Origin of the sequence: Aeromonas sp. QDB14 (genome assembly GCF_027707845.1) — a bacterium.
Lineage (GTDB): Bacteria > Pseudomonadota > Gammaproteobacteria > Enterobacterales > Aeromonadaceae > Aeromonas > Aeromonas caviae.
Genome location: NZ_JAPCJD010000023.1, coordinates 37,027 through 57,821 on the forward strand (window position 1 = coordinate 37,027; position 20,795 = coordinate 57,821).

At 62.4% G+C, this 20,795-nt stretch carries 20 protein-coding genes; 1 reads left to right on the forward strand and 19 read right to left on the reverse strand.

Annotation, left to right across the window (positions count from 1 at the left end):
• Positions 1-44 precede the first annotated feature (44 nt).
• From lpxC to PG887_RS09955, 16 genes are all read right to left on the reverse strand, one after another.
• A complete protein-coding gene (gene lpxC, locus PG887_RS09880) occupies positions 45-968 on the reverse strand; it encodes a UDP-3-O-acyl-N-acetylglucosamine deacetylase (RefSeq protein ID WP_010675831.1) in 924 nt (307 codons plus the stop codon).
• 102 nt (positions 969-1,070) lie between these two features.
• Positions 1,071-2,222: a cell division protein FtsZ gene (gene ftsZ / locus PG887_RS09885; RefSeq protein ID WP_005305686.1), complete on the reverse strand. Its 1,152-nt coding sequence runs from the start codon at positions 2,220-2,222 to the stop codon at positions 1,071-1,073.
• A 39-nt stretch (positions 2,223-2,261) separates the two neighbouring features.
• Entirely contained in the window at positions 2,262-3,521 is a 1,260-nt protein-coding gene (gene ftsA / locus PG887_RS09890; RefSeq protein ID WP_010675832.1) for a cell division protein FtsA, read from the reverse strand.
• Positions 3,502-4,254 (reverse strand): cell division protein FtsQ/DivIB, encoded by a 753-nt coding sequence (locus PG887_RS09895; RefSeq protein WP_029314839.1) that lies wholly within the window; start codon positions 4,252-4,254, stop codon positions 3,502-3,504. Before PG887_RS09895 ends, ftsA begins: the two co-directional genes overlap by 20 nt.
• A gap of 97 nt (positions 4,255-4,351) precedes the next feature.
• Entirely contained in the window at positions 4,352-5,806 is a 1,455-nt protein-coding gene (gene murC / locus PG887_RS09900; protein ID WP_041211792.1) for a UDP-N-acetylmuramate--L-alanine ligase, read from the reverse strand.
• A 110-nt stretch (positions 5,807-5,916) separates the two neighbouring features.
• Positions 5,917-6,984 carry an undecaprenyldiphospho-muramoylpentapeptide beta-N-acetylglucosaminyltransferase gene (murG, locus tag PG887_RS09905; RefSeq protein ID WP_010675835.1) on the reverse strand — a complete coding sequence of 356 codons (1,068 nt, stop codon included), beginning with the start codon at positions 6,982-6,984 and terminating at the stop codon, positions 5,917-5,919.
• Positions 6,981-8,165: a cell division protein FtsW gene (ftsW, locus tag PG887_RS09910; protein WP_010675836.1), complete on the reverse strand. Its 1,185-nt coding sequence runs from the start codon at positions 8,163-8,165 to the stop codon at positions 6,981-6,983. The genes murG and ftsW overlap by 4 nt, the downstream gene beginning before the upstream one ends.
• Positions 8,162-9,445, reverse strand: coding sequence for a UDP-N-acetylmuramoyl-L-alanine--D-glutamate ligase (gene murD, locus PG887_RS09915; RefSeq protein WP_270821584.1), 1,284 nt, complete (start codon positions 9,443-9,445; stop codon positions 8,162-8,164). The genes ftsW and murD overlap by 4 nt, the downstream gene beginning before the upstream one ends.
• Positions 9,446-9,448: 3 nt before the next feature.
• On the reverse strand, positions 9,449-10,531 hold the full coding sequence (gene mraY, locus PG887_RS09920; RefSeq protein WP_010675838.1) for a phospho-N-acetylmuramoyl-pentapeptide-transferase: 1,083 nt from the start codon (positions 10,529-10,531) through the stop codon (positions 9,449-9,451).
• Positions 10,525-11,880, reverse strand: coding sequence for a UDP-N-acetylmuramoyl-tripeptide--D-alanyl-D-alanine ligase (murF, locus tag PG887_RS09925; RefSeq protein WP_042864853.1), 1,356 nt, complete (start codon positions 11,878-11,880; stop codon positions 10,525-10,527). Before murF ends, mraY begins: the two co-directional genes overlap by 7 nt.
• On the reverse strand, positions 11,877-13,361 hold the full coding sequence (gene murE, locus PG887_RS09930; RefSeq protein ID WP_039040490.1) for a UDP-N-acetylmuramoyl-L-alanyl-D-glutamate--2,6-diaminopimelate ligase: 1,485 nt from the start codon (positions 13,359-13,361) through the stop codon (positions 11,877-11,879). The genes murF and murE overlap by 4 nt, the downstream gene beginning before the upstream one ends.
• A 95-nt stretch (positions 13,362-13,456) precedes the next feature.
• Positions 13,457-15,223, reverse strand: coding sequence for a peptidoglycan glycosyltransferase FtsI (locus tag PG887_RS09935; protein ID WP_010675841.1), 1,767 nt, complete (start codon positions 15,221-15,223; stop codon positions 13,457-13,459).
• Positions 15,220-15,534, reverse strand: a complete 315-nt coding sequence (gene ftsL / locus PG887_RS09940) for a cell division protein FtsL (protein WP_010675842.1) — start codon at positions 15,532-15,534, stop codon at positions 15,220-15,222. Before ftsL ends, PG887_RS09935 begins: the two co-directional genes overlap by 4 nt.
• A gap of 3 nt (positions 15,535-15,537) precedes the next feature.
• Positions 15,538-16,476, reverse strand: coding sequence for a 16S rRNA (cytosine(1402)-N(4))-methyltransferase RsmH (gene rsmH / locus PG887_RS09945; protein WP_042015088.1), 939 nt, complete (start codon positions 16,474-16,476; stop codon positions 15,538-15,540).
• A complete protein-coding gene (gene mraZ / locus PG887_RS09950; RefSeq protein WP_039040489.1) occupies positions 16,477-16,935 on the reverse strand; it encodes a division/cell wall cluster transcriptional repressor MraZ in 459 nt (152 codons plus the stop codon).
• A gap of 238 nt (positions 16,936-17,173) precedes the next feature.
• Positions 17,174-17,470 (reverse strand): hypothetical protein, encoded by a 297-nt coding sequence (locus PG887_RS09955; RefSeq protein WP_041211797.1) that lies wholly within the window; start codon positions 17,468-17,470, stop codon positions 17,174-17,176.
• A gap of 255 nt (positions 17,471-17,725) precedes the next feature.
• Here PG887_RS09955 and PG887_RS09960 point away from each other — a divergent pair, with 255 nt between their 5' ends.
• Positions 17,726-18,583, forward strand: coding sequence for a lytic transglycosylase domain-containing protein (locus PG887_RS09960; protein ID WP_045522257.1), 858 nt, complete (start codon positions 17,726-17,728; stop codon positions 18,581-18,583).
• Here the strand turns inward: PG887_RS09960 and PG887_RS09965 are convergent.
• The 3 genes from PG887_RS09965 to lafT are packed head-to-tail and all read right to left on the reverse strand — an operon-like array spanning position 18,519 to position 20,768.
• Positions 18,519-18,977, reverse strand: a complete 459-nt coding sequence (locus PG887_RS09965; RefSeq protein ID WP_042015087.1) for a PilZ domain-containing protein — start codon at positions 18,975-18,977, stop codon at positions 18,519-18,521. The two genes, PG887_RS09960 and PG887_RS09965, sit on opposite strands and share 65 nt — an antisense overlap.
• Positions 18,964-19,911 (reverse strand): lateral flagellar motor protein LafU, encoded by a 948-nt coding sequence (gene lafU / locus PG887_RS09970; protein ID WP_270821586.1) that lies wholly within the window; start codon positions 19,909-19,911, stop codon positions 18,964-18,966. The genes PG887_RS09965 and lafU overlap by 14 nt, the downstream gene beginning before the upstream one ends.
• Complete coding sequence (lafT, locus tag PG887_RS09975; protein WP_041211799.1) at positions 19,911-20,768, reverse strand: lateral flagellar motor stator protein LafT; 858 nt, start codon at positions 20,766-20,768, stop codon at positions 19,911-19,913. The genes lafU and lafT overlap by 1 nt, the downstream gene beginning before the upstream one ends.
• Positions 20,769-20,795: the final 27 nt, after the last annotated feature.

Genomic DNA, 20,795 nt, shown 5'->3' on the forward strand with positions numbered 1-20,795 from the left:
GGACGTCGGTGCGGAGAGATGACCGACGTCCTGTTGCACAGCTATCAGGCCAGAACCAGACCGTTGTCGTAGTAAGCGATAGGCGCTTTGTCGCCCTCACCCTCGAAGGTCACCAGTTCCCAGGCCTCCTGCTGGGCCAGCAGGGCACGCAGCAGCTTATTGTTCAGGGCATGGCCCGTCTTGTAGGCACGGAATTCACCGATGATACTGCGATTGCACATGTACAGATCGCCGATGGCATCCAGCATCTTGTGCTTCACGAACTCGTCTTCGTAGCGCAGACCATCTTCGTTCAGCACCCGGTAGTCATCCAGCACCACGGCGTTTTCCAGGCTGCCGCCCAGTGCCAGGTTCTGGGAACGCAGGTACTCGATGTCACGCATGAAGCCGAAGGTACGGGCACGGCTGATCTCTTTCACGAAGGAGCTGCCGGAGAAGTCCAGCACGCAACGCTGGTTGCGGCCTTCAAACACCGGATGCTGGAAATCGATCTCGAGATCCATCTTGAAGCCGTTGCGGTAGGGGTGGAATTCCGCCCACTTGTCGCCGTCTTCAACCCGGATGCTCTGCTTGATCCGCACGAACTGCTTAGGTGCGTTCTGTTCACGAATACCCACTTCCTGCAGCAGATAGATGAACGGATGCGCACTGCCGTCCATTACCGGGATCTCGGGGGCATCAACCTCGACATAGAGGTTGTCGATCCCCATCCCGGCCAGAGCGGCAGACAGATGTTCGATGGTCGACACGCGAACACCGGCTTCGTTCACCAGAGCGGTACAAAGCACGGTATCACGCACCTGATCGGCGTTGGCTGGCAGCGCGACCACAGGATTCAGATCGGTACGCAAGTAAACGATCCCTGTGTTAACAGGCGCCGGACGGAACGTCATAGTGACTTTCCGGCCCGAATGCAGGCCCACACCGGTGGCCTGGACACTCGTTTTCAAGGTTCTTTGTCTAATCATGGGCGTATCCGCTTTAACAGCTCAAATTCCTGACCAGATGGTCGTTGCCGAGCCATCTTAGCACAATCCTTAAGCAACAAACAAACCAGAGCCATCAGAGGCTTAGTCTGCCTGCTTGCGCAGGAACGCAGGAATATCGAGATAATCCGGTTCGCGACGAGCTTGCGGCTCGGCGTTCACCACCTTGGCCGGGGCCTCTTCCATCACGCGAGACTGCAGAGCTTCGCTGATCAGGGGCTGACGGGCCGGACGCTCTTGAACCATGTTGTTCTTGACCAGGGTGATGTCGGGCTTGCGCTCGGCACCGATACCGGTCGCCACTACGGTAACGCGCAGTTCGTCGTGCATTTCCGGGTCGATTACGGTACCCACCACCACGGTGGCGTTCTCGGACGCGAAGGCCTTGACCGCGTTACCCACGGTCTCGAACTCTTCGATGGTCATGTCCATGCCGGCAGTGATGTTGACCAGGATGCCGCGGGCACCGGCCAGATCCACATCTTCCAGCAGCGGGCTGGAGATGGCCTTCTCGGCCGCTTCTTCGGCACGGTCGTCACCGGAGGCGGAGCCGGTACCCATCATGGCGGTACCCATCTCGCGCATCACGGTACGCACGTCCGCGAAGTCGACGTTGATGAGGCCCGGGCGGGTGATCAGCTCGGCGATGCCCTGTACTGCACCCAGCAGCACGTCGTTGGCCGCCTTGAAGGCGTCCAGCAGGGAGATGCCGCGACCCAGCACCTTCAGCAACTTATCGTTGGGGATGGTGATCAGGGAGTCGACGTTCTTGGAGAGCTCTTCGATGCCGTGAGCGGCGAAGCCCATCCGCTTCTTCCCTTCGAAGGAGAACGGCTTGGTCACGACGGCAACGGTCAGGATACCCATCTCGCGGGCCACTTCGGCCACGATCGGGGCAGCACCTGTACCAGTACCACCACCCATGCCGGCAGCGATGAACACCATGTCGGAACCGGTCAGCAGCTCGCGCAGCGCTTCCCTGTCTTCCATGGCGGCGTCACGACCCACTTCCGGGTTGGCCCCGGCACCCAGACCCTTGGTGATGCCACCGCCGATCTGCAAGGTGGTATTGGCACTGGAGTTGCGCAGTGCCTGGGCGTCGGTGTTCACGGTGATGAACTCGACACCTTCGATGTTTTGACGAACCATGTGCTCGACTGCGTTGCCGCCGCCGCCACCCACACCTATCACCTTGATGACGGCTTCGTCAGTGTGGCTATCCATAAATTCAAACATGTTGTCTCTCCGCTTTATTTGCCTGACTCAGCAAAATCTTTAGAACTCGCCACGCAACCAGTTGCTGACCCGTTTGACCAGCCCACCTACGCTTGCCTTGGCGGCATATTCCTTGTTACTGCCGGTGGATTGGTTGGTGCGGCCGTACTGCAACAACCCGACCGCAGTCGAGTACACCGGTGCCTGTACGTAATCACTCAATCCCCGGATATTCATGGGCTCGCCCACCCGGACCTGGCTCTGGAAGATCTGCTCTGCGCACTCCACAATGCCTTCGATCTGGGCCGCGCCACCGGTCAAGACCACACCGGCGGCCAGCTGATGCTTGACCCCCTGTGCCTTCAATTCGCTCTGCACCCGCACCAGCTCGTCATTCACCATGGAGAGCAACTCGGTGTAACGGGGTTCAATCACTTCCGCCAGTGTCTGCCGTTGCAGGCTGCGCGCCGGGCGACCGCCGACACTGGGCACTTCGATATTGTCTTCCTTGCTGACCAGGCGGCCGAGGGCGCAGCCGTAGCGCACCTTGATCGCCTCCGCATCCAGCGGCGGCGTGCCGAAGGCATAGGCGATGTCGCTGGTCACCGTGCTGCCAGCATAGGGAATCACCTTGGTGTGACGCAGGGCGCCGCCGGTAAAGAGCGACATGTCCATGGTGCCGCCACCGATATCCACCACGCAGACACCCAGCTCCTTCTCGTCTTCGGTCAGCACGGCGTAGCTGGAGGCCAGGGCGGAGAAGATCAGCTGATCCACCCGCAGACCCACCTTCTCCACACACTTCTCGATGTTGCGCGCCATGTCGTTGTGGCAGGTGATGAGATGCACCTTGGCTGCCATCCGCACGCCGGAGAGGCCGACCGGGTTCTTGATCCCTTCCTGATAGTCGATGGCGAACTCCTGGGGCAGCACGTGCAGCACCCGGAGCTCGTCAGACAACCGCACCGACTTGGCGGTGTGGATGACGTTGTCCACATCCTCCTGGGTCACCTCTTCGTCGGAGATGGGCACCATGCCGGTCTCGTTGCGGCAATCGATGTGCTTGCCGGACAGCCCCAGATAGACGGAACTGATCTGGCAGTCTGCCATCATCTCGGCCTCTTCCACCGCGCGGCGCAGGGACTTGACCACGGAGTCGAGGTCATTGACCCCGCCCTTCTCCATCCCGCGAGAAGCGTGGCTGCCCATGCCGATGACATTGAGTTCGCCATCAGGCAATACTTCGCCAACCAGTACCGCCACCTTGGTCGTGCCGATATCCAGTCCGACAATCAAATTTCTATCTGCGGTGTTGGTCATTCACTTTCTCTTCGCTTTTCTTCCAGCCAACTGCCATCCCGGTGTCGTATCGAAGATCCACGTAAGCAACCCGCTCACGGGGCTCGATGACCGGAAAGGCATCGATAAACCGCTGCAGACGAAGCGCGATATCCGAGCGCCCCACAAACAGCTGAATGTTGCCATCCAGGGTCAGTTCCCAGGCATGGCGGGGGGTCAGATTCACCCCCAGCAACTTGTATCCCTTGGCCGCCAGCAGCGTTTCGTACTGATGGCTGGCTTCCAGCACCTTGGCGGCCTGATCATCGGGCCCGGACAACTGCATCAGGGGCTTCTTCACCCTGTCCGGGGCACTGAATACCTCACCCTTGGTGTTGACGAAGCGGTTGCCGTTCCAGCGAGCCGCCACATCCTGTTCCGTGAGATAGACCTTGATCTTGTTCGGCCACTTCTTTCGTACCGAGACCTGGGCCACCCAGGGCAGAGCGTTCAGACGCGCCTGCAATTCGTTCACATCCAGCTCGAAGAAGTTGCGAAGTTCGGCACCATCCAGCACGGCAGCACGCAACTCATCGGCCTTCAAATATTCGTGTTGCCCCTGCAGCAACAGCTCGCTCATGGGCAACCGACTGGCATCCGTCAGCCAGTCTTTAACATCCAGCGCAGTCTGGTAGAGCCCCCACATGACCAGGATGAAAAATGCCACCCCGGCGATGAAGCCCCCCTTGGTGCGCCCTTGTGCCCTTGCCTCCACCCGATCGATCCCCGTAAAACGCGCCATGCCGGTCACTTGCAGACCGGTTCGCCATTATATAGGCCTCGGCTTGGCGGTCAAAATACTCATTGGGCCCTCAGGCACCGGATTTCATGCTATCCACGCTCAATTTCATCTCGCCGAGACGACGGGCCAGCGCACCGACGTTACCCGCCCCCTGGGTCAATACCAGATCCCCCTCACCAATCAGGTCGGCCAGCACCGCGGGCACATCGTCCGGCGTTGCGACAAAGATGGGCTCCAGGGTGCCGCGGGAGCGGATGGAACGGCACAGGGCACGACCATCGGCACCGGGAATGGGCTCCTCACCGGCGGCATAGACCTCCAGCATCACCAGCACGTCCACCTTGGAGAGCACGTCCGCGAAATCTTCGTAGAGATCCCGGGTACGGCTGTAGCGGTGCGGCTGGAACACCATCACCAGCCGCTTCTCGGGCCAGCCGGCGCGAGCGGCGTTGATGGTCACCTTCACTTCGCTCGGGTGATGACCGTAATCGTCCACCAGCATGGCCTTGCCACGGCCGGTTTCAAACTCGCCATATTGCTGGAAGCGGCGCCCCACCCCTTCAAACTTGGAAAGTGCCTGGATGATGGCCTCGTCGCCGATGCCGTCTTCGGTTGCCACCGCGATGGCGGCGGCGGCGTTGAGGGCGTTGTGGATGCCCGGCAGATTCAGGGTCACCTCCAGCTCACCCGCCCCTGCACGGCGCACCCGGAAGCGGCTGCGATTGCTGGTCTGCACGAAGTCCAGCACCTGCACATCGGCATCATCGCTCAGACCGTAGGTGAGGGTAGGACGGGCGATCTCCGGCAGCATGCCGCGGATCACGGGGTCATCCACGCACACCACGGCCAGGCCGTAGAACGGCAGATTGTGCAGGAAATCGATGAAGGTGGCCTTCAACCTGGAGAAATCGCCACCATAGGTGTCCATGTGATCCGCTTCGATATTGGTCACGATGGAGACCATGGGTTGCAGATGCAGGAAGGAGGCGTCGCTCTCGTCCGCCTCGGCAATCAGATAACGGCTGCTGCCCAGGCGGGCATTGGTGCCGGCGCTGTTGAGCAGACCGCCGATGACGAAGGTGGGGTCGCGATCCGCCTCGGCATAGATGCTCGCCACCAGACTGGTGGTGGTGGTCTTGCCGTGGGTCCCGGCAATGGCGATGCCGTGACGGAAGCGCATCAGCTCAGCCAGCATTTCGGCGCGGCGCACCACGGGAATACGCAGCTCGCGGGCAGCCAGCAGCTCGGGGTTGTCCTGCTTGATGGCGGTGGAAACCACCACCACGCTGGCACCGTCCACATGCTCGGCACTGTGACCGACAAAAATGTGTGCGCCCAAAGAGGCCAGGCGTTCGGTCACCCCGTTGCGGGCCAGATCAGAGCCGGTCACCTGATACCCTTCATTGGCAAGCACTTCCGCAATACCGCCCATACCGGCGCCACCGATGCCGATGAAGTGGATGCGACGCACGCGGCGCATTTCGGGGATAACGGTACGCAGTTTTGCCAGTTCAACCTTGGTCATAGTTCTTTCTCAATTCGTGGCCACAGGCCATTTTCATTCGGCGACATTCATCAGTTCGAAGACAGAAGCGGGGCCTTGGCGGCACATCTTGGCCTTCCATCTCGTTTGGCTCAGCCGGTGGCGAGCCGTTTGCACTCATCGGCAACCCGTTCGGCGGCATCGATGATGGCGACCCGGCGCGCGGCCTGGGCCATGTTCAACAGGGTTTCCCTGCGCCCGGCGAGCCAGGAGAGGCGCGACGCCAGCGCCGCCGGCGTCAGCTCTGACTGGGGCAGGAACTCGGCCGCACCGCCGTCGACCAGGGTCAGGGCGTTGCGGGTCTGGTGATCGTCCACCGCATGGGGCAGGGGCACGAAGATGGCGGCCACACCGGCGGCGGCCACTTCGGAGACGGTCAATGCGCCGGCGCGGCACACTACCAGGTCCGCCCAGGCATAGGCATCCGCCATGTCCTTGATAAATTCACTCACCTCGGCCTCGACCCCCAGCCCGGCATAGGAGGCAGCCACGGCCTCCCCGTTGCCCTTGCCGCACTGGTGACGCACCTCGATGGGCACACCGGCAGCTGCAACCGCAGGAGGCACCTGCTCGTTGAGGACCCGGGCCCCCAGGCTGCCACCGACCACAAGCAGGCGCAGAGGATCGCTGCTGCTGCGCAGTTGGGGATCCGGCAGCGCCACCACCTCGGGGCGCACCGGGTTGCCCACCACGGCGGTGCGGGCATTGGGGGCGAAGGCACCGGGGAAGGCCATCAGTACCCGCCTGGCGATACGGGCCAGCAGCTTGTTGGTCAGGCCGGCGGCGGCATTCTGCTCGTGCAGCAGCAGCGGAATGCCGGACAGCCAGGCGGCCACGCCACCCGGGCCGGAGGCGAAGCCCCCCATGCCCAGCACCACATCGGGCTGGATGGTCTTGAGCACCTGGCGGGCCTGCAGCACGGATTTGATGACACGGTAGGGCGCCGCGAGCAGACGCTTGATGCCGTTGCCACGCACCCCCTGGATGTCGATGAAGGAGATGGGATAACCATGGGCAGGCACCAGCTCCGCCTCCATCCGGTCGGCAGTGCCAAGCCAGTGGATGGTCCAGCCCTGGGCCTTGAGGCGATCGGCGACGGCCAGGCCGGGGAACACATGCCCCCCGGTACCACCCGCCATCACCAGTAACGTCTTGCTCACGCAACCTCCCGCACGCGCGCCTGGGCACTCGCCTGGCGCAACTCGAAATCGATACGAATCAACATGCTCACCGCCACCATCATGATGATGAGACTGGAGCCGCCATAACTGACCAGCGGCAGGGTCAGCCCCTTGGTAGGCATCATGCCGCTGGCGGCACCGACGTTGACGAAAGTCTGGAAACTGAACCAGATGCCGATGCCGATGGCCAGATAACCTTCATAGAGCCGCTCGGCCACCAGCGCCTGGTGACCCAGCTTGAGCGCCTTCACCGCCAGCGCAAAAATCAGGAAGAGTGCGCCAAGCACCCCCACGTAGCCCAGCTCTTCGCCCAGAATGGCGAACACGAAGTCGGTGTGGGCCTCCGGCAGGTACTCCATCTTCTGGATGGAGTTGCCGAGCCCCTCGCCAAACCAGCTCCCCCGACCAAAGGCCATCAGGGACTGGGTCAGCTGATAGCCGCTGCCAAAGGGATCGGCCCAGGGGTCGAGGAAGGAGGTCACCCGCCGCATCCGGTAGGGCTCCGCGATGATCAGGGTCACCACGGCGCTCACCCCCACCAGGATGAGACCGATGAACTGCACCAGCCGGGCACCGGCCAGGAACAGCATCCCGAGGGAGGTGACGAACATCACCACCACTGACCCGAGATCCGGCTGAGCCAGCAGCAGGATGGCCACCACGAACAGCACCGCCATGGGTTTCATGAAACCGATGAAGCGTTCGCGCACCTCGCTCTGGCGGCGCACCAGATAGCCCGCCAGATAGACGAACAGCGCCAGCTTGCCGAACTCGGCCGGCTGCAGGTTGAAGGGGCCCAGCGGCAGCCAGCGTACCGAGCCGTTGACGCTGCGCCCCACCAGCAACACCATCACCAGCAGCACGATGGCCAGCAACAACATGGGGCCGTTGTAGTGCTGCCAGCGTGCCATGGGTACCTGCAACACGAACCAGGAGATACCCAGCGCCATCACCAGGAACATGCCGTGGCGCTTCACGAACATGAAGGGGTCGTTGTTGATGGCGATCCCCTCCGGAATGGAAGCGGACGCCACTATCACCAGCCCGACGCCCATCAGGGCGAGAGCCAGTACCACCAGCTGCCGATCGTAGAGACCGGCGGGGCGCGCCGGTAGCAACCAGCGTTGCAAGAATCCCGCAACCACGCGCAGGGCGTTCATAAGCCCATCACCAGTTCGGTGAAGCGATCGCCGCGCGCTTCAAAGGATTTGAACTGATCCAGGCTCGCGCAGGCCGGGGCCAGCAGCACCCAGTCTCCGGGCCTGGCATCGGCCGCCGCCTTGGCGACAGCAGCGTCAAGATCGGCAACCCGCTCGGTCTGTTCGCCCAGGGCCAGCAGCACCTCGGCATCCTGACCAAAGCAGTACATGTGATCGATCTGGCTGCCGAGCAGGGCCTGCACCGGGCCGAAGTCCTGCCCCTTGCCCTGGCCACCGGCCAGCAGCAGCAGGCGGCCCTTGACCGCTTCACGCACCCCGGCCACGGCGGCCAGGGTCGCCCCCACGTTGGTGGCCTTGGAGTCGTTGATCCAGCGCACCCCATTTACCTCCCGCACGAAGCGGGCACGGTGAGGCAGGCCTTCAAAGCGGCGCAGCACGGCAAGTTGTGCCTCGCGGGGAATGCCCACCGCATCGCACAGGGCCATGGCCGCCAGGGCATTGGCCTGGTTGTGGGCACCCACTATCTTCATCTCGTCCACCGCCAGGAGTGGCTCGCCGTGCAAGGTCAGCCAGTGACGGCCCTCCAGCTCGCAGCGACCGTAGCCGTTGCAGTCGAGGCCGAAACTCTGCCACACCTGACCCACATCGGGCAGGGTCTGGGGATCGTCGCGATTCACCAGGATGTGCTGGGAGTGCTGATGGATCTCCATCTTGGCGGCGCGGTAATCCGCCATGCCGGCATAGCGATCCATATGATCTTCACTGAGGTTCAGGACCACGGAGGCGGCGGCCCGCAGGCTGTGGGTGGTCTCGAGCTGGAAGCTGGAGAGCTCCAGCACGCAGAGATCCATGGGCTGCTTGAGGAGCGACAGCGCCGGGGTGCCGATATTGCCCCCCACACCGACCTTGAGCCCCGCCTCGGCGATCATCTCACCCACTAGCGTGGTGACCGTGCTCTTGCCGTTGGAACCGGTGATGGCGATGACGGGCGTCTGGGTTTCACGCACGAACAGTTCGATGTCACCGACGATGCGCACCCCGAACTCGGCGGCAGCCTTCAACTCCGGAGTCGCCAGGGCTATGCCCGGGCTGGCCACTATCATGTGCGCCTGCTTGAGCCGCTCCGCGTCCAGCCCGTGGATGAGCTCCACCTCGGGGGGAAGCTCGTCCTTGCCCGGCGGGTTGGCACGGGTGTCCATCACCAGGGGCGTGACGCCGCGGTCGAGGAAGTAATCGACGCAGGAGAGTCCGGTTTTGCCGAGTCCGATGATGATGACCATGGCTTACCTCACCTTCAGGGTGGCGAGGCCAAGCAGCACCAGCATGAGGGTGATGATCCAGAAGCGCACGATGACGCGCGGCTCCGGCCAGCCCTTCTTCTCATAGTGGTGATGGATGGGGGCCATGCGGAAGATCCGCACGCCGCGCAGTTTGTAGGATCCGACCTGCAGGATCACCGAGACGGTCTCCATCACGAAGACGCCCCCCATGATCACCAGCAGGAACTCCTGGCGCACCAGCACCGCGATGGTACCGAGCGCGCCGCCCAGGGCCAGGGAACCCACGTCCCCCATGAAGACCTGGGCCGGGTAGGTGTTAAACCAGAGGAAGCCCAGGCCCGCGCCCACGATGGCGGTACAGACGATCACCAGTTCGGAGGTGTAGGGCACGTAGGGAATGTGCAGGTAGTTCGCGAAGTTGACGTTGCCGGTCGCCCAGGCGATCAGGGCGAAGCCCCCCGCCACCATCACGGTGGGCATGATGGCGAGGCCATCCAGGCCATCGGTCAGGTTGACCGCGTTGGAAGTACCGACGATGACGAAGTAGGTCAGCAGGATGAACATCAGGCCGAGCTGGGGCATCACATCCTTGAGGAAGGGGACCACCAGCTGGGTCTGACCATCGTGGGTGGCCGTGGCGTAGAGGAAGACCGCCACACCCAGCGCGACCGCGGACTGCCAGAAGTACTTCCAGCGGGCGATGAGGCCGTCGGTGTTCTTGCGCACCACCTTGAGATAGTCATCGGCAAAACCGATGGCGCCATAGGCCCCCAGCACGAACAGCACCAGCCAGACATAGGGGTTGTCGAGGCGGCACCAGAGCAGCACAGAAGTGAAGATGGCTGCAATGATCATCAGGCCGCCCATGGTCGGGGTGCCCTTCTTGCTGAGGTGGGATTCGGGACCGTCGTTGCGGATCACCTGGCCGAACTTCATGATCTGCAGGCGACGGATGAGGCGCGGCCCCATCCAGAGCGCCACCACCAGACCGGTGATGATCGACAGGATGGCGCGAAACGTCAGGTAGGAGAAGACGTTGAAGAAGGTGAAGTGCGGGGTGAGCAGTTCCGCCAGCCAGACTAGCATGTGGCTGACTCCTGATGGCCCTTGACCATCTCGACGATATCTTCCATGCGGGAGCCACGGGCGCCCTTGACCAGAATCGAAATTTCCTGATGTGTCTTTATCATTTGCGCAAGCACTTCAAACAACGACGCCTTGTTATCGAAATGTCGGCCAGCCGCGGCATCTGCGGTGTGGCGACTCTGTTCCCCTACGGTCAGCACGGCATCGAGGCCCTGCTCACGGGCGTGGTGTCCGACCCGGGCATGCTGCGCGGCGGACTCCTCACCCAACTCTTTCATGTCACCGAATACCAGCACCTTGTAGCCGTTCATGGCGGTCAGGGCATCGATACCCGCCAGCACGGACTCCACGCTGGCGTTGTAGGTGTCATCCACCAGGGTGAGGCCACCCCAGCGTTGCACGCAGAAACGGCCCTTGACCGGCGCCATCTGCTCCAGCCCCGCCTTGACGGACGCAAGCGATGCGCCCAGGGCCAGGGTCCCGGCGGCAGCAGCCAGGGCGTTGGCCACGTTGTGGCGGCCCGGAATGGCCAGGGTCAGGTTCACCTCTCCCTGGGGCGTCACCATCACGAACCCGGCACAACCCTGCTCGTTGAGCACGATGTCGCGGGCGTGGAACGGCTGACGCTGATCCTCGAGGGAGAAGGCGCAGTGGATGCCCTTTTCACGCCACTTCGGCCAGAACTCGTTGTCGGCATTGACGATGGCGGTGCCGCCCTCGCCTAACCCTTCGAAGATTTCGCTCTTGGCATGGAACACCCCTTCCAGGGAGCCAAAGCCTTCCAGGTGCGCGGCAGCGACGTTGTTGATGATGGCGGCGTCGGGTCTGGCGAGCGACGTGGTCCAGGCGATCTCGCCCGGGTGGTTGGCTCCCAGCTCCATCACCGCGAACTGGTGTTGCGGCTCGAGGCGCAGCAGGGTCAGCGGCACCCCCACCTCGTTGTTGAAGTTGCCGGCGGTGGCCAGCACCTCCCCTTCACAACGCAGGATGGCCGTCGCCATCTCCTTCACCGTGGTTTTGCCACAGCTGCCGGTGATGGCGAGCACTTTCGGATTGATGCGCTCGCGCACCAGCCTGCCCAGACGCCCAAGCCCCTTGAGGGTGTCGCCCACCACCAGTTGTGGAATGGCCAGCGGCAATTCGCGCTCCACCAGCAGGGCACTGGCGCCGGCGGCAACCGCCTGGTCGCAGAAATCGTGGGCGTCGAAACGCTCGCCGCGCAGGGCCACGAACAGCGCCCCCGCGCCCAGGGTACGGGTGTCGGTGCTGACCGCCGTGATCTCATGGTCGCCCCCGATCAGACGGGCATCGAGCACCTGCGCCAGGTCGGCAAGCCTGAGGGTCATCATTTGAATGACTCCATTAATGTGTGCAAGGCGGCTGCGACGGTTTCCCGATCGCTGTAGTGCCGCTTGTCGGTTCCAATGATCTGATAATCCTCGTGGCCTTTGCCAGCCACCAGGATGATGTCCTCTTTGCTCGCTTGACTCAGTGCCAGCTGGATTGCCTTGGTCCTGTCGTGCTCAATCTGCACGGCGCCGGGATCGCGAAGACCCGCCACCATGTCGGCCATGATCCGGGCCGGCTCCTCGGTACGGGGGTTGTCGTCGGTCAGGATCACGCAGTCCGCATGCTGCTCCGCCATGGCAGCCATCATGGGACGCTTGCCGCGATCCCTGTCGCCACCACAACCCACCAGGCACCAGAGCCGGCCGTGACAGTGCACCCGCAGGGCCTGCAAGGCCTTCTCCAGCGCATCCGGGGTGTGGGCGTAATCGACCACGGCGAGCGGCGCATCGCCACCGCCGAAGCACTCCATGCGACCGGTCACCGGTTGCAGTCTGGGGGCCGTCGCCAGCAGGTCATCGAAGTCGTAGCCGAGCACCAGCATGGCACCCATGGCGCCCAGCACGTTGCTGACGTTGAAGCGGCCGAGCAAGGGGGCGGATAATACACCATTCCCCCAGCTGGAGTTAATGCGCGTATCAAAACCTTGTTGGTGGAAGTGGGGATCCTGCGCCGTCAGTTGTCGTCCGGCATGGTTTTCAATCGGACCATGAACCCCGAAGGCCACCGCACCGGGATAGGTCGCCAGCCATTGCCGTCCCAGATGGTCATCGGCGTTGATGACGGCGCAAGGCTCATCCACCAGCTTCAGCAGCTCCTCCTTGGCGGCGGCATAGGCCTCCATGGTGCCGTGATAGTCCAGATGATCCCGGCTCAGGTTGGTGAAGACTGCCGCGGCAAACGGCAGGGCCGCCACGCGATGCTGCACCAGACCGTGGCTGGAGACCTCCATCGCCACCAGATCAGCCCCCTGCTGCTGCAAGGCGGCCAGATTGGCCTGCACCTGGACCGCGCTGCCCGTGGTGTTCTCTGCTTCGATGAGCTCGCCAAACAGACCGTTGCCTATGGTGCCCATGACCCCGGCCTTGCCCCCCAGCAGGGTGCGCCAGTTGGCCACCAGCAGGGCCGTGGTGCTCTTGCCGTTGGTGCCCGTGATGCCCACCAGTTGCAGCTTTTGCGCAGGGTGACCGTAGAAATGACCGGCCAGCTCGGAGAGACGAGCGGGAAGATCCCTCATGCCGATGCAGGGGATCTGGGTCGCCGGAGGGACGAATTCTCCGTCCTCCTCAAACAGCACGGCGGTCGCTCCCTGAGCCACCGCCTGTTCGATGAAGCGCCTGCCATCCACCTGATGGCCACGAATCGCCACGAAGAGCGAGCCGGGACCGACCCGCCGGCTGTCGAGCTGGAGATCGGTGAGGGAAAGCGCCGGGGCATCGATGCCGAAGCGGCTCATCAGTTGATCAAGTGTGCGGGGCGGCATGGGAAGCCTCCGAAAATGCGGGAATGCGGGCGCTCGTACACGCCATGGAAAACGCCCCGACAGCAGCGGGGCCGATGGAAAAAGCCGGATGCCCGTCAAGTACGCGGTGCGCCATTGTTGGCCTCCGTGCGGGCAAGCTTGGCGGGTACCTCGGGCGGGATCGCATCGGGACGGATGTTGAAGAGCTGCAACACGCCTCCCATGGCCTCCGCAAAGGGCGGGGTCGCCACGGCACCGCCGTAGTAGGCATCCCCCTTGGGCTCGTTGATCACCACCACCATGACGAAACGGGGATTGCTGGCCGGCGCGAAACCGGCAAACCAGGCCATGTAGTCCTTGCCATAGCCCCCAGCCACGGCCACCTTGGCGGTACCACTCTTGCCACCGACCCGATAACCGGGGATCTGGGCCTTGGGAATGGCATTGCTGACCACGTACTCCAGCGCCTGCAGCATGGCGGCCGCGTTGTTGTGGTCGATGACCTGCTCACCCTTGGGCGGCTTGGTCACCTTGATGATGGAGAGCGGCACCCGCTTGCCCTTGTTGGCCAGGGTGGCGTAGGCGGAGGCGAGCTGCAGCGGGGTCACCCGGAGGCCGTAGCCGAACGACAGGGTGGCCCGCTCGATGTCGGACCAGCGGCGACGCTGGGGCAGCATGCCGCTGCTCTCCCCCATCAGGCCGCTGCCGGTATCCATCCCGAAGCCCACCATGCTGAGGGTGTTGATCATCTCCTGGGCCGGCATCCGCAGCGCGATGCGCGACATGCCGATGTTGGAGGAGTAGCGCAGGATGTCGTACAGGTTGGTCGCCTTGTGGATGCTCACATCACGGATTTGCTTGGCCCCGATAAAGAGCGGTCCACCCGGGATGAAATCCTTCCAGCTGGTGACGCCGGCCTGCAAGGCACTGAGCAAAATCAAGGGCTTGACCGTGGAACCCGGCTCGTAGGTGTCGGTGACCACCCGGTTTCGCACCCGGAAACTCTGGTACTGGCCGCGGTTGTTCGGGTTGTAGGAGGGGGTGTTGACCATGGCGAGTACCTCGCCGGTCTTCACATCCAGCATCACCATGGAGCCGGAGGTGGCCTTGTTCTCGTCGGTAGCCCGTTTGAGGGCGCGATAGGCCAGCGCCTGCACCCGCTGATCGATGCTCAGTTGCAGATCGTTGGCGTGCTTGCCCTCTTTCACCAGGCCCAGGCGCTCGATGACGCGGCCCTGCCTGTCCTTGCGCACCCTCATCTCGCCAGGGGTTGCGGTCAGCCACTCGTTGTAGCTGCGCTCAATCCCCTCGATGCCGCTGCCATCGATGTTGGTCACCCCCACCAAGTGGGAGCTTATCTCGCCGGTCGGGTAGAAACGGCGCGCCTCGGGGCGCAGATAGATGCCCCCCAGCTTCAACCCCTTGATGTACTCGGCCACCGCAGGCGTCACCTGCCGCTGCAGATAGACGAAGCGCTTGCTCGGGTTGGCGATGCGATGCTTGAGGGTGTTGATGTCGAGCTTGAGCACCGCGGAGAGTGCCAGCCAGGCACGCTCGTTGTGGATGGCACCGGACTCATGCACCGTCTTGGGATCAGCCCAGACCGCTTCGACCGGTACGGATACCGCCAACTGTTCGCCATTGCGGTCCGTGATCATGCCGCGCACCGCCTGGGTGGAGGTGGTGCGCAGGGAGCGCATGTCCCCCTCCTGGCGCAGTCTGTCCGGATCGATCACCTGGATCCAGGCCAGCCGCAGGATCAGCCCCGCAAACGCGATGCCGATGAAGAAAACCAGGGTACGAAAGCGCCACGGGTAGAGTGAGGGTGCTTTCGCCTTGGCTTTGTCCTTTGCCGGAGCCTTGGTGGCGGCCTTGCGTGTCATGGTTGTGTAATTACCTTTTCAGTGGTCACCAGGGGACGAGCCATCTGCAACTTGTCCATGGCCAGACTCGCCACCCGGGAGTGCTCAGCCAGTGTGCCCTGTTCCAGCAAGAGGTGGCGCCACTCGATGTTGAGCCTGTCCTCCTCCGCCATCAGATCGTTCTGCTTGGCCGTCAGACCCCGGGTCATGTTGGTCACCAGGATCACCGCAAAGGCGGTGACCAGCACTGCGACGGTCAACAGGACCTGCAACTTGTGGCGCCAGAGATCCGCAACGATCTCCCTGGCGAGGTGAACGCGCACGTCGCTCATCGCTTACTCCGCAAGACGCTCTGCGACCCGCAGCACCGAGCTGCGGGACCGGGTGTTTTCATTGACCTCGTGGTCGGAAGGCTTGAGTGCCTTGCCGATCGACTTCAGCTTGCGACCACCGGCCAGCTGGGCTTCGGTCAGAGGGATCCCGTGGGGTACTTCCGGACCTTTCTCATGCTTGCGAATAAAATGCTTCACCAGCCGATCTTCCAGAGAGTGGAAGCTGATGACGGAGAGACGACCGTGAGGAGCCAGCACGTCCAGCGCGCCGTTGAGGGCGGTTTCAATTTCGTCCAGCTCGCTGTTGATATAGATGCGGATGGCCTGGAAGCTGCGGGTCGCCGCGTGCTTGCCCTTCTCCTTGCTCGGGTTGACCCGGGCAATCATCTCCGCCAGCTGGCGGGTGCGCACATAGGGCTCTGTCACCCGATCGTGCACGATGGCGCGAGCAATCTTCTTGGCGAAGCGCTCCTCACCGAAGGTTTTCAGCACCCAGGCGATGTCGTCCACATCGGCACGGGCCAGCCACTCGGCGGCGCTCTGACCGGAGGTGGGATCCATCCTCATGTCGAGCGGGCCGTCCTTCATGAAGCTGAAGCCACGTTCGGCATCGTCAAGCTGGGGGGAGGAGACACCGAGATCCAGCAGGAAGCCATCGACCTTGCCCAGCAGGCCGCGCTCGGTCAGATAGCGGGTGATGCCGGAGAAGGGACCGTGCACGATCTCGAAACGGGGATCCTGGATCTTGGCCGCCTCGGCAATGGCCTGGGGATCCCGGTCGATGGCGATCAGACGGCCATTGGGGCCCAGATGCTGGAGAATGAGACGAGAGTGACCACCCCGGCCAAAGGTACCGTCGACGTAGATACCGTCCGGCTTGATGGCCAGCCCTTCGACGGCTTCGTGCAACAGCACTGTGATGTGTTCAGCGGCTTGGGTCATTTATAAAGAAAAATCCTGTAGTCGTGGTGAACTTGCCCAGTCGTCCTCGGGCAGGCCCAGGATGTCGTCGTTGATCTGTTGTTGCCAGCGGGCTTCATCCCACAGCTCGAATTTGTTGAGCTGGCCCACCAGCATGACTTTCTTGTCCAGCCCGGCATGGCTGCGCAGCGGCTGGCTGAGCAGCAGACGGCCATTGCCATCCAGTTCGCATTCGGCCGCGTGGCCGAGCAGCAGACGCTGCAGGCGGCGTTCTGCCGGGTTGGTGCTGGAAAGGGTCTTCAGCTTGCGCTCCACCTCTTCCCATTCATTCAGGGGATAAAGCAGCAGACAGGGATGGGCGATGTCGATGGTGCAGACCAGCTGGCCGTCGCATTCGTCGCGCAGCCAATCACGAAATTTGGTCGGAATCGCCAACCGCCCCTTGCTGTCCAGGCTGATGGCGTGAGCGCCACGCAACAAATTGCAGTCCCCGAAGGTGAGTTATGGGGGCTAGATGCCCAATAAAACCACTTTGATCCACTTTTCTCCACCATGAAGTTTAAGGACGAGCAGGGGGCTTTTCAAGCAAGGATCTCGGGCATGGGGAACATATTGACGCAGCGTGATGGGACTACCGATTAAATGAATTGATTTTCCACAAGTTATTCATGGGGGAATTAAATCATCCCGGCGAAGTGTGCCTCGTAATTAATCGATTTCACGGGGAAATGATGAAACGGAACAGCACGACGGCGCACAGGATAATGCTGACGCCCACCACGGGATAGATGATATAGCCATCCCCTACCCGACGGGCTCGCAGCACCACCAGCTGGCAGAGCAGCAGGTTATAGACGATGAGAAGAAAAGTCAGCAGTAGATTGGCGCCCAATGTCAGCTCGTCGGCATACATGATATAGAGCCACATCAAACCAAAATTAACGAGGATCAGATAAAGCAGAAATTTCTGAATCGCCCTGCCCGCCTTTGGGGTCTTTTTTACTCGTGTTATCATGCTTATCACGTCCTGGATACCACATGAACAGTCGACAGATATTGTCAAAAACTGTTGAGATACATCGTGTTTTTATCATTTTCCCGCCAGGCTCTGTCCGCTGTTGCCAAAATATCCCTGCGCCTTCTCCCCGGGCTCTCGCTACTGAGCAGTGCCGTTTGTTACTCCTATGATCATTATCACTGGCAGGCGGGTTTTCCTACCCCCGTTGTCGGCCCGGGTGCCGAACTGGTCAACGAGCAGACCCGCTTTCTGCTGCGCCAGCGCAGCCACCTGCAAACGAGGCTCGCCGAGTCCCAGCCCATGATCCGCTGGGTCACGGAGCAGGTTCAGACGCGAAAACTCCCACCCATGCTGGCACTGCTGCCCCTGATCGAGAGCAGCTACCGGCTTGACGTGATCTCCTCGGCGGGCGCCGCCGGGCCCTGGCAGTTGATGCCGGATACCGCAGCCCGCTTCTCCGTCCCCATGACGAACGGCTTCGATGGCCGCTATTCCCTGCCATTGGCGACGGAGGCGGCGCTCTCCTACCTCGGGTGGCTGCATCAATTCTTCGGGCAGGACTGGTTGCTGGCACTGGCGGCCTACAACGCGGGAGAGGGAAGAGTACTGAAGGCGGTGCTCAACGGCGGGACACGCAATGTGTGGGAGTTGCAGTTGCCTACCGAAACGCGCCTCTATGTGGCGCGCTTCCTCGCGCTCTCCCAATTGCTGGACAGAGCGGCGCAGCACGGGTTTGTCCTGCCGCCCTGGCAGGCGGGAGAAAATATCCGGGTCTGGCGGCAGCCAGGGGGCTGCTCATTGCTGGAGTGGGCCATGGAACGGGGGGTTGCCATGAACGAGGCAAGCCGGTGGAATCCCGCCTGGCGATTGCCCGATCCCCGGGAGGTGAGTGACTGCCCCATCGTTTATGGCGGGGGCAAGGCCCCTCCTGCCCCGCGTCATCAAGAGACACGCCCGCAGCTGGTGCGGGCCGTGTCCCTGGAAAGCCTGCACGATCCCCTGCTGTTGCTGCCTGCACGGGGACTGGACATGGGGCGGGGAGGCCTCACTCTTGAGCGGTTGCCGGATCCACTGGGATTGGAGCAGGCTCGCCCTCTGCTGGCGCCATGAAACAGTGGCGCCAGTGGCTCAGAACAGGCGCGAGATCCACCGAGTCAGGATCGACCCATCGCGCGCCGTAGAAGCTGAGGTACTGGCCTATGGCCCTGCGATGGGTGATATGACACGCCAGCACGATCCGCGGTGACAACGACAGGCTGACGTTATCGGGCAAGGTAAAACGGGCGGGGGCGAGGAAACCGACCCCACCCGGTCCGATATCCTTGATCACCGCCCGTCCGATGCGCTTGTCGAACAGCAGGCCGGACACCATGAGCCGGGCAGCGATGCCGCAACTCTGGGATTCCAGGGGCGTGGTCCCGTCATGGAGATACCAGCGCGGCAGTTTGCGCCTGGGATCCTTGAACGGTGTCACGGGGGGCAGATCGGCGTCAGGGGTTTCCATGGGCAACGGCGTCCTTGGCTGTCCGGGTGGCGGCTTGGGTTTGGGCACTGAACAGCTGCTCCAGGCTCTTTTCCGCCTGGGTCGTCATCACCAGCAACTCGATGCGGCGGTTCTGGCTGTCTTTGGGATCGGCGGTGTTGTCCAGCATGGTATCCGACATGGCGACCACCTGACCCACCCGCTCGGGGGGCATGCCGCCAGCAAGCAGGACACGCCTCGCCATCATGGCGCGATCGGAGGAGAGCTCCCAGTTGCTGTAGTTGTCACCGGCAAAGGGGGTGCTGTCGGTGTGGCCCGAGATCATGACCCGGTTCTCCACTCGCTGGAAAACAGGGGCCAGAGCCATCAGCAGGTGGCGGAAATAGGGGCTGATCCGCGCACTGCCCCGGCTGTACATCTCGCGCTCGTCATCGTCGCGGATCAGGATCCGCAGACCCTGGGGCACCAGTTGCAGCTCCAGGTTGTTTCTGGCCTGCATCTGATCCGCCATGGACCCGATGAAACCGGCCAACTGCGCCATCTGCTTTTCTCCCTCAATCTTGCCCACCAGCAGGCTCTCATAGCCTCCCTTGGCACCATCGGTAAAGATGCTGCGATCCCGCTCCATGTGTCTGGGCATGCGCTGCCCCTCCTCCACGAACTGGGGACTCAACTCCTCCAGTACCGAGGGGTTGCCGCCAAGATCCACCGGATAGGGGCTGTTGCTGATGTCGAACGGGTTTGCCTCGCTGTCCATGATGCTGTAGTCGCGCAGACGGCTGGCCACCACATCCCGCTCCTCCTGGCTGGAGACGGCCAGGATCCAGAGCACCATGAAGAAGGCCATCATGGCCAGGGTGAAGTCGGCGAAGGCCACCTTCCATGCACCGCCCCCCTTGGGAGCGCTGCTGCGCCGCTGCTGGCGCTTGATGACGATCTGCTCGTGGTTGCGCATCACATGGCCCTGTTGGTCACCCAGTCTTCCAGTTCGAGGAAGCTGGGTTTCACGTCAGGTTCCAGCATCTTGCGGCCGGAATCGACGGAGAGCAGCGGCGTCTTGCCCCGCAGCTGAGCGATCAAAATCGACTTGATGCACATCAGCATGCCGATACGACGCTTGACCATCTCTTCCATGGCATTGCTGATGGGCTCCAGCAGGCAATAACAGAGGAAGATGCCGATGAAGGTGCCCACCAGGGCGGCCGCCACATGCACCCCTATGTTGCTGAGGGGGCCGTCGAGTTGCTGCATGGTGATGATGATCCCCATCACCGCCGCCAGGATCCCGAAGCCGGGGCAGGCCTCCCCTGTCTTGTGCAGCGCGTGGGCGGGCTTGAGCATGTCCTCCTCGATGGCCATGATCTCCTGCTCCAGTATGGTGTCGAGCTCATGGGGCGTGATCTTGCCCATGCCCAGCAGACGCAGGTTGTCGATGATGAAGCCCAGCAGTTGCGGATCTTCCGATACCTGGGGATACATGAGGAAGACGGAACTCTGCTGCGGATTCTCCACGTGTTCGTCCAGCGCCTTCATCCCCTTGTTGCGGGTCTCTTCCAGCAGTTGGTGCATCAGGGTCAGCAGTTCGCGATAGATCTCCTTCTCGTCCTTGTTGGACTTGAAGCAAAGCTTCATCTGGCGCCACATTTCATGCATCACCTCCTTGGAATTGCCAAGGAACATGGAGCCGACCGCCGCCCCTATGATGATGATGAGTTCGGCAGGCTGCCACAGGGCGATGGGGCGCCCCCCGGCCATCATGAAGCCGCCGATCACACACACGAAAATGACACCAAGACCAATCTGTTTTTGCATGGATGCTCCCGCAGAAATCAACAAGAC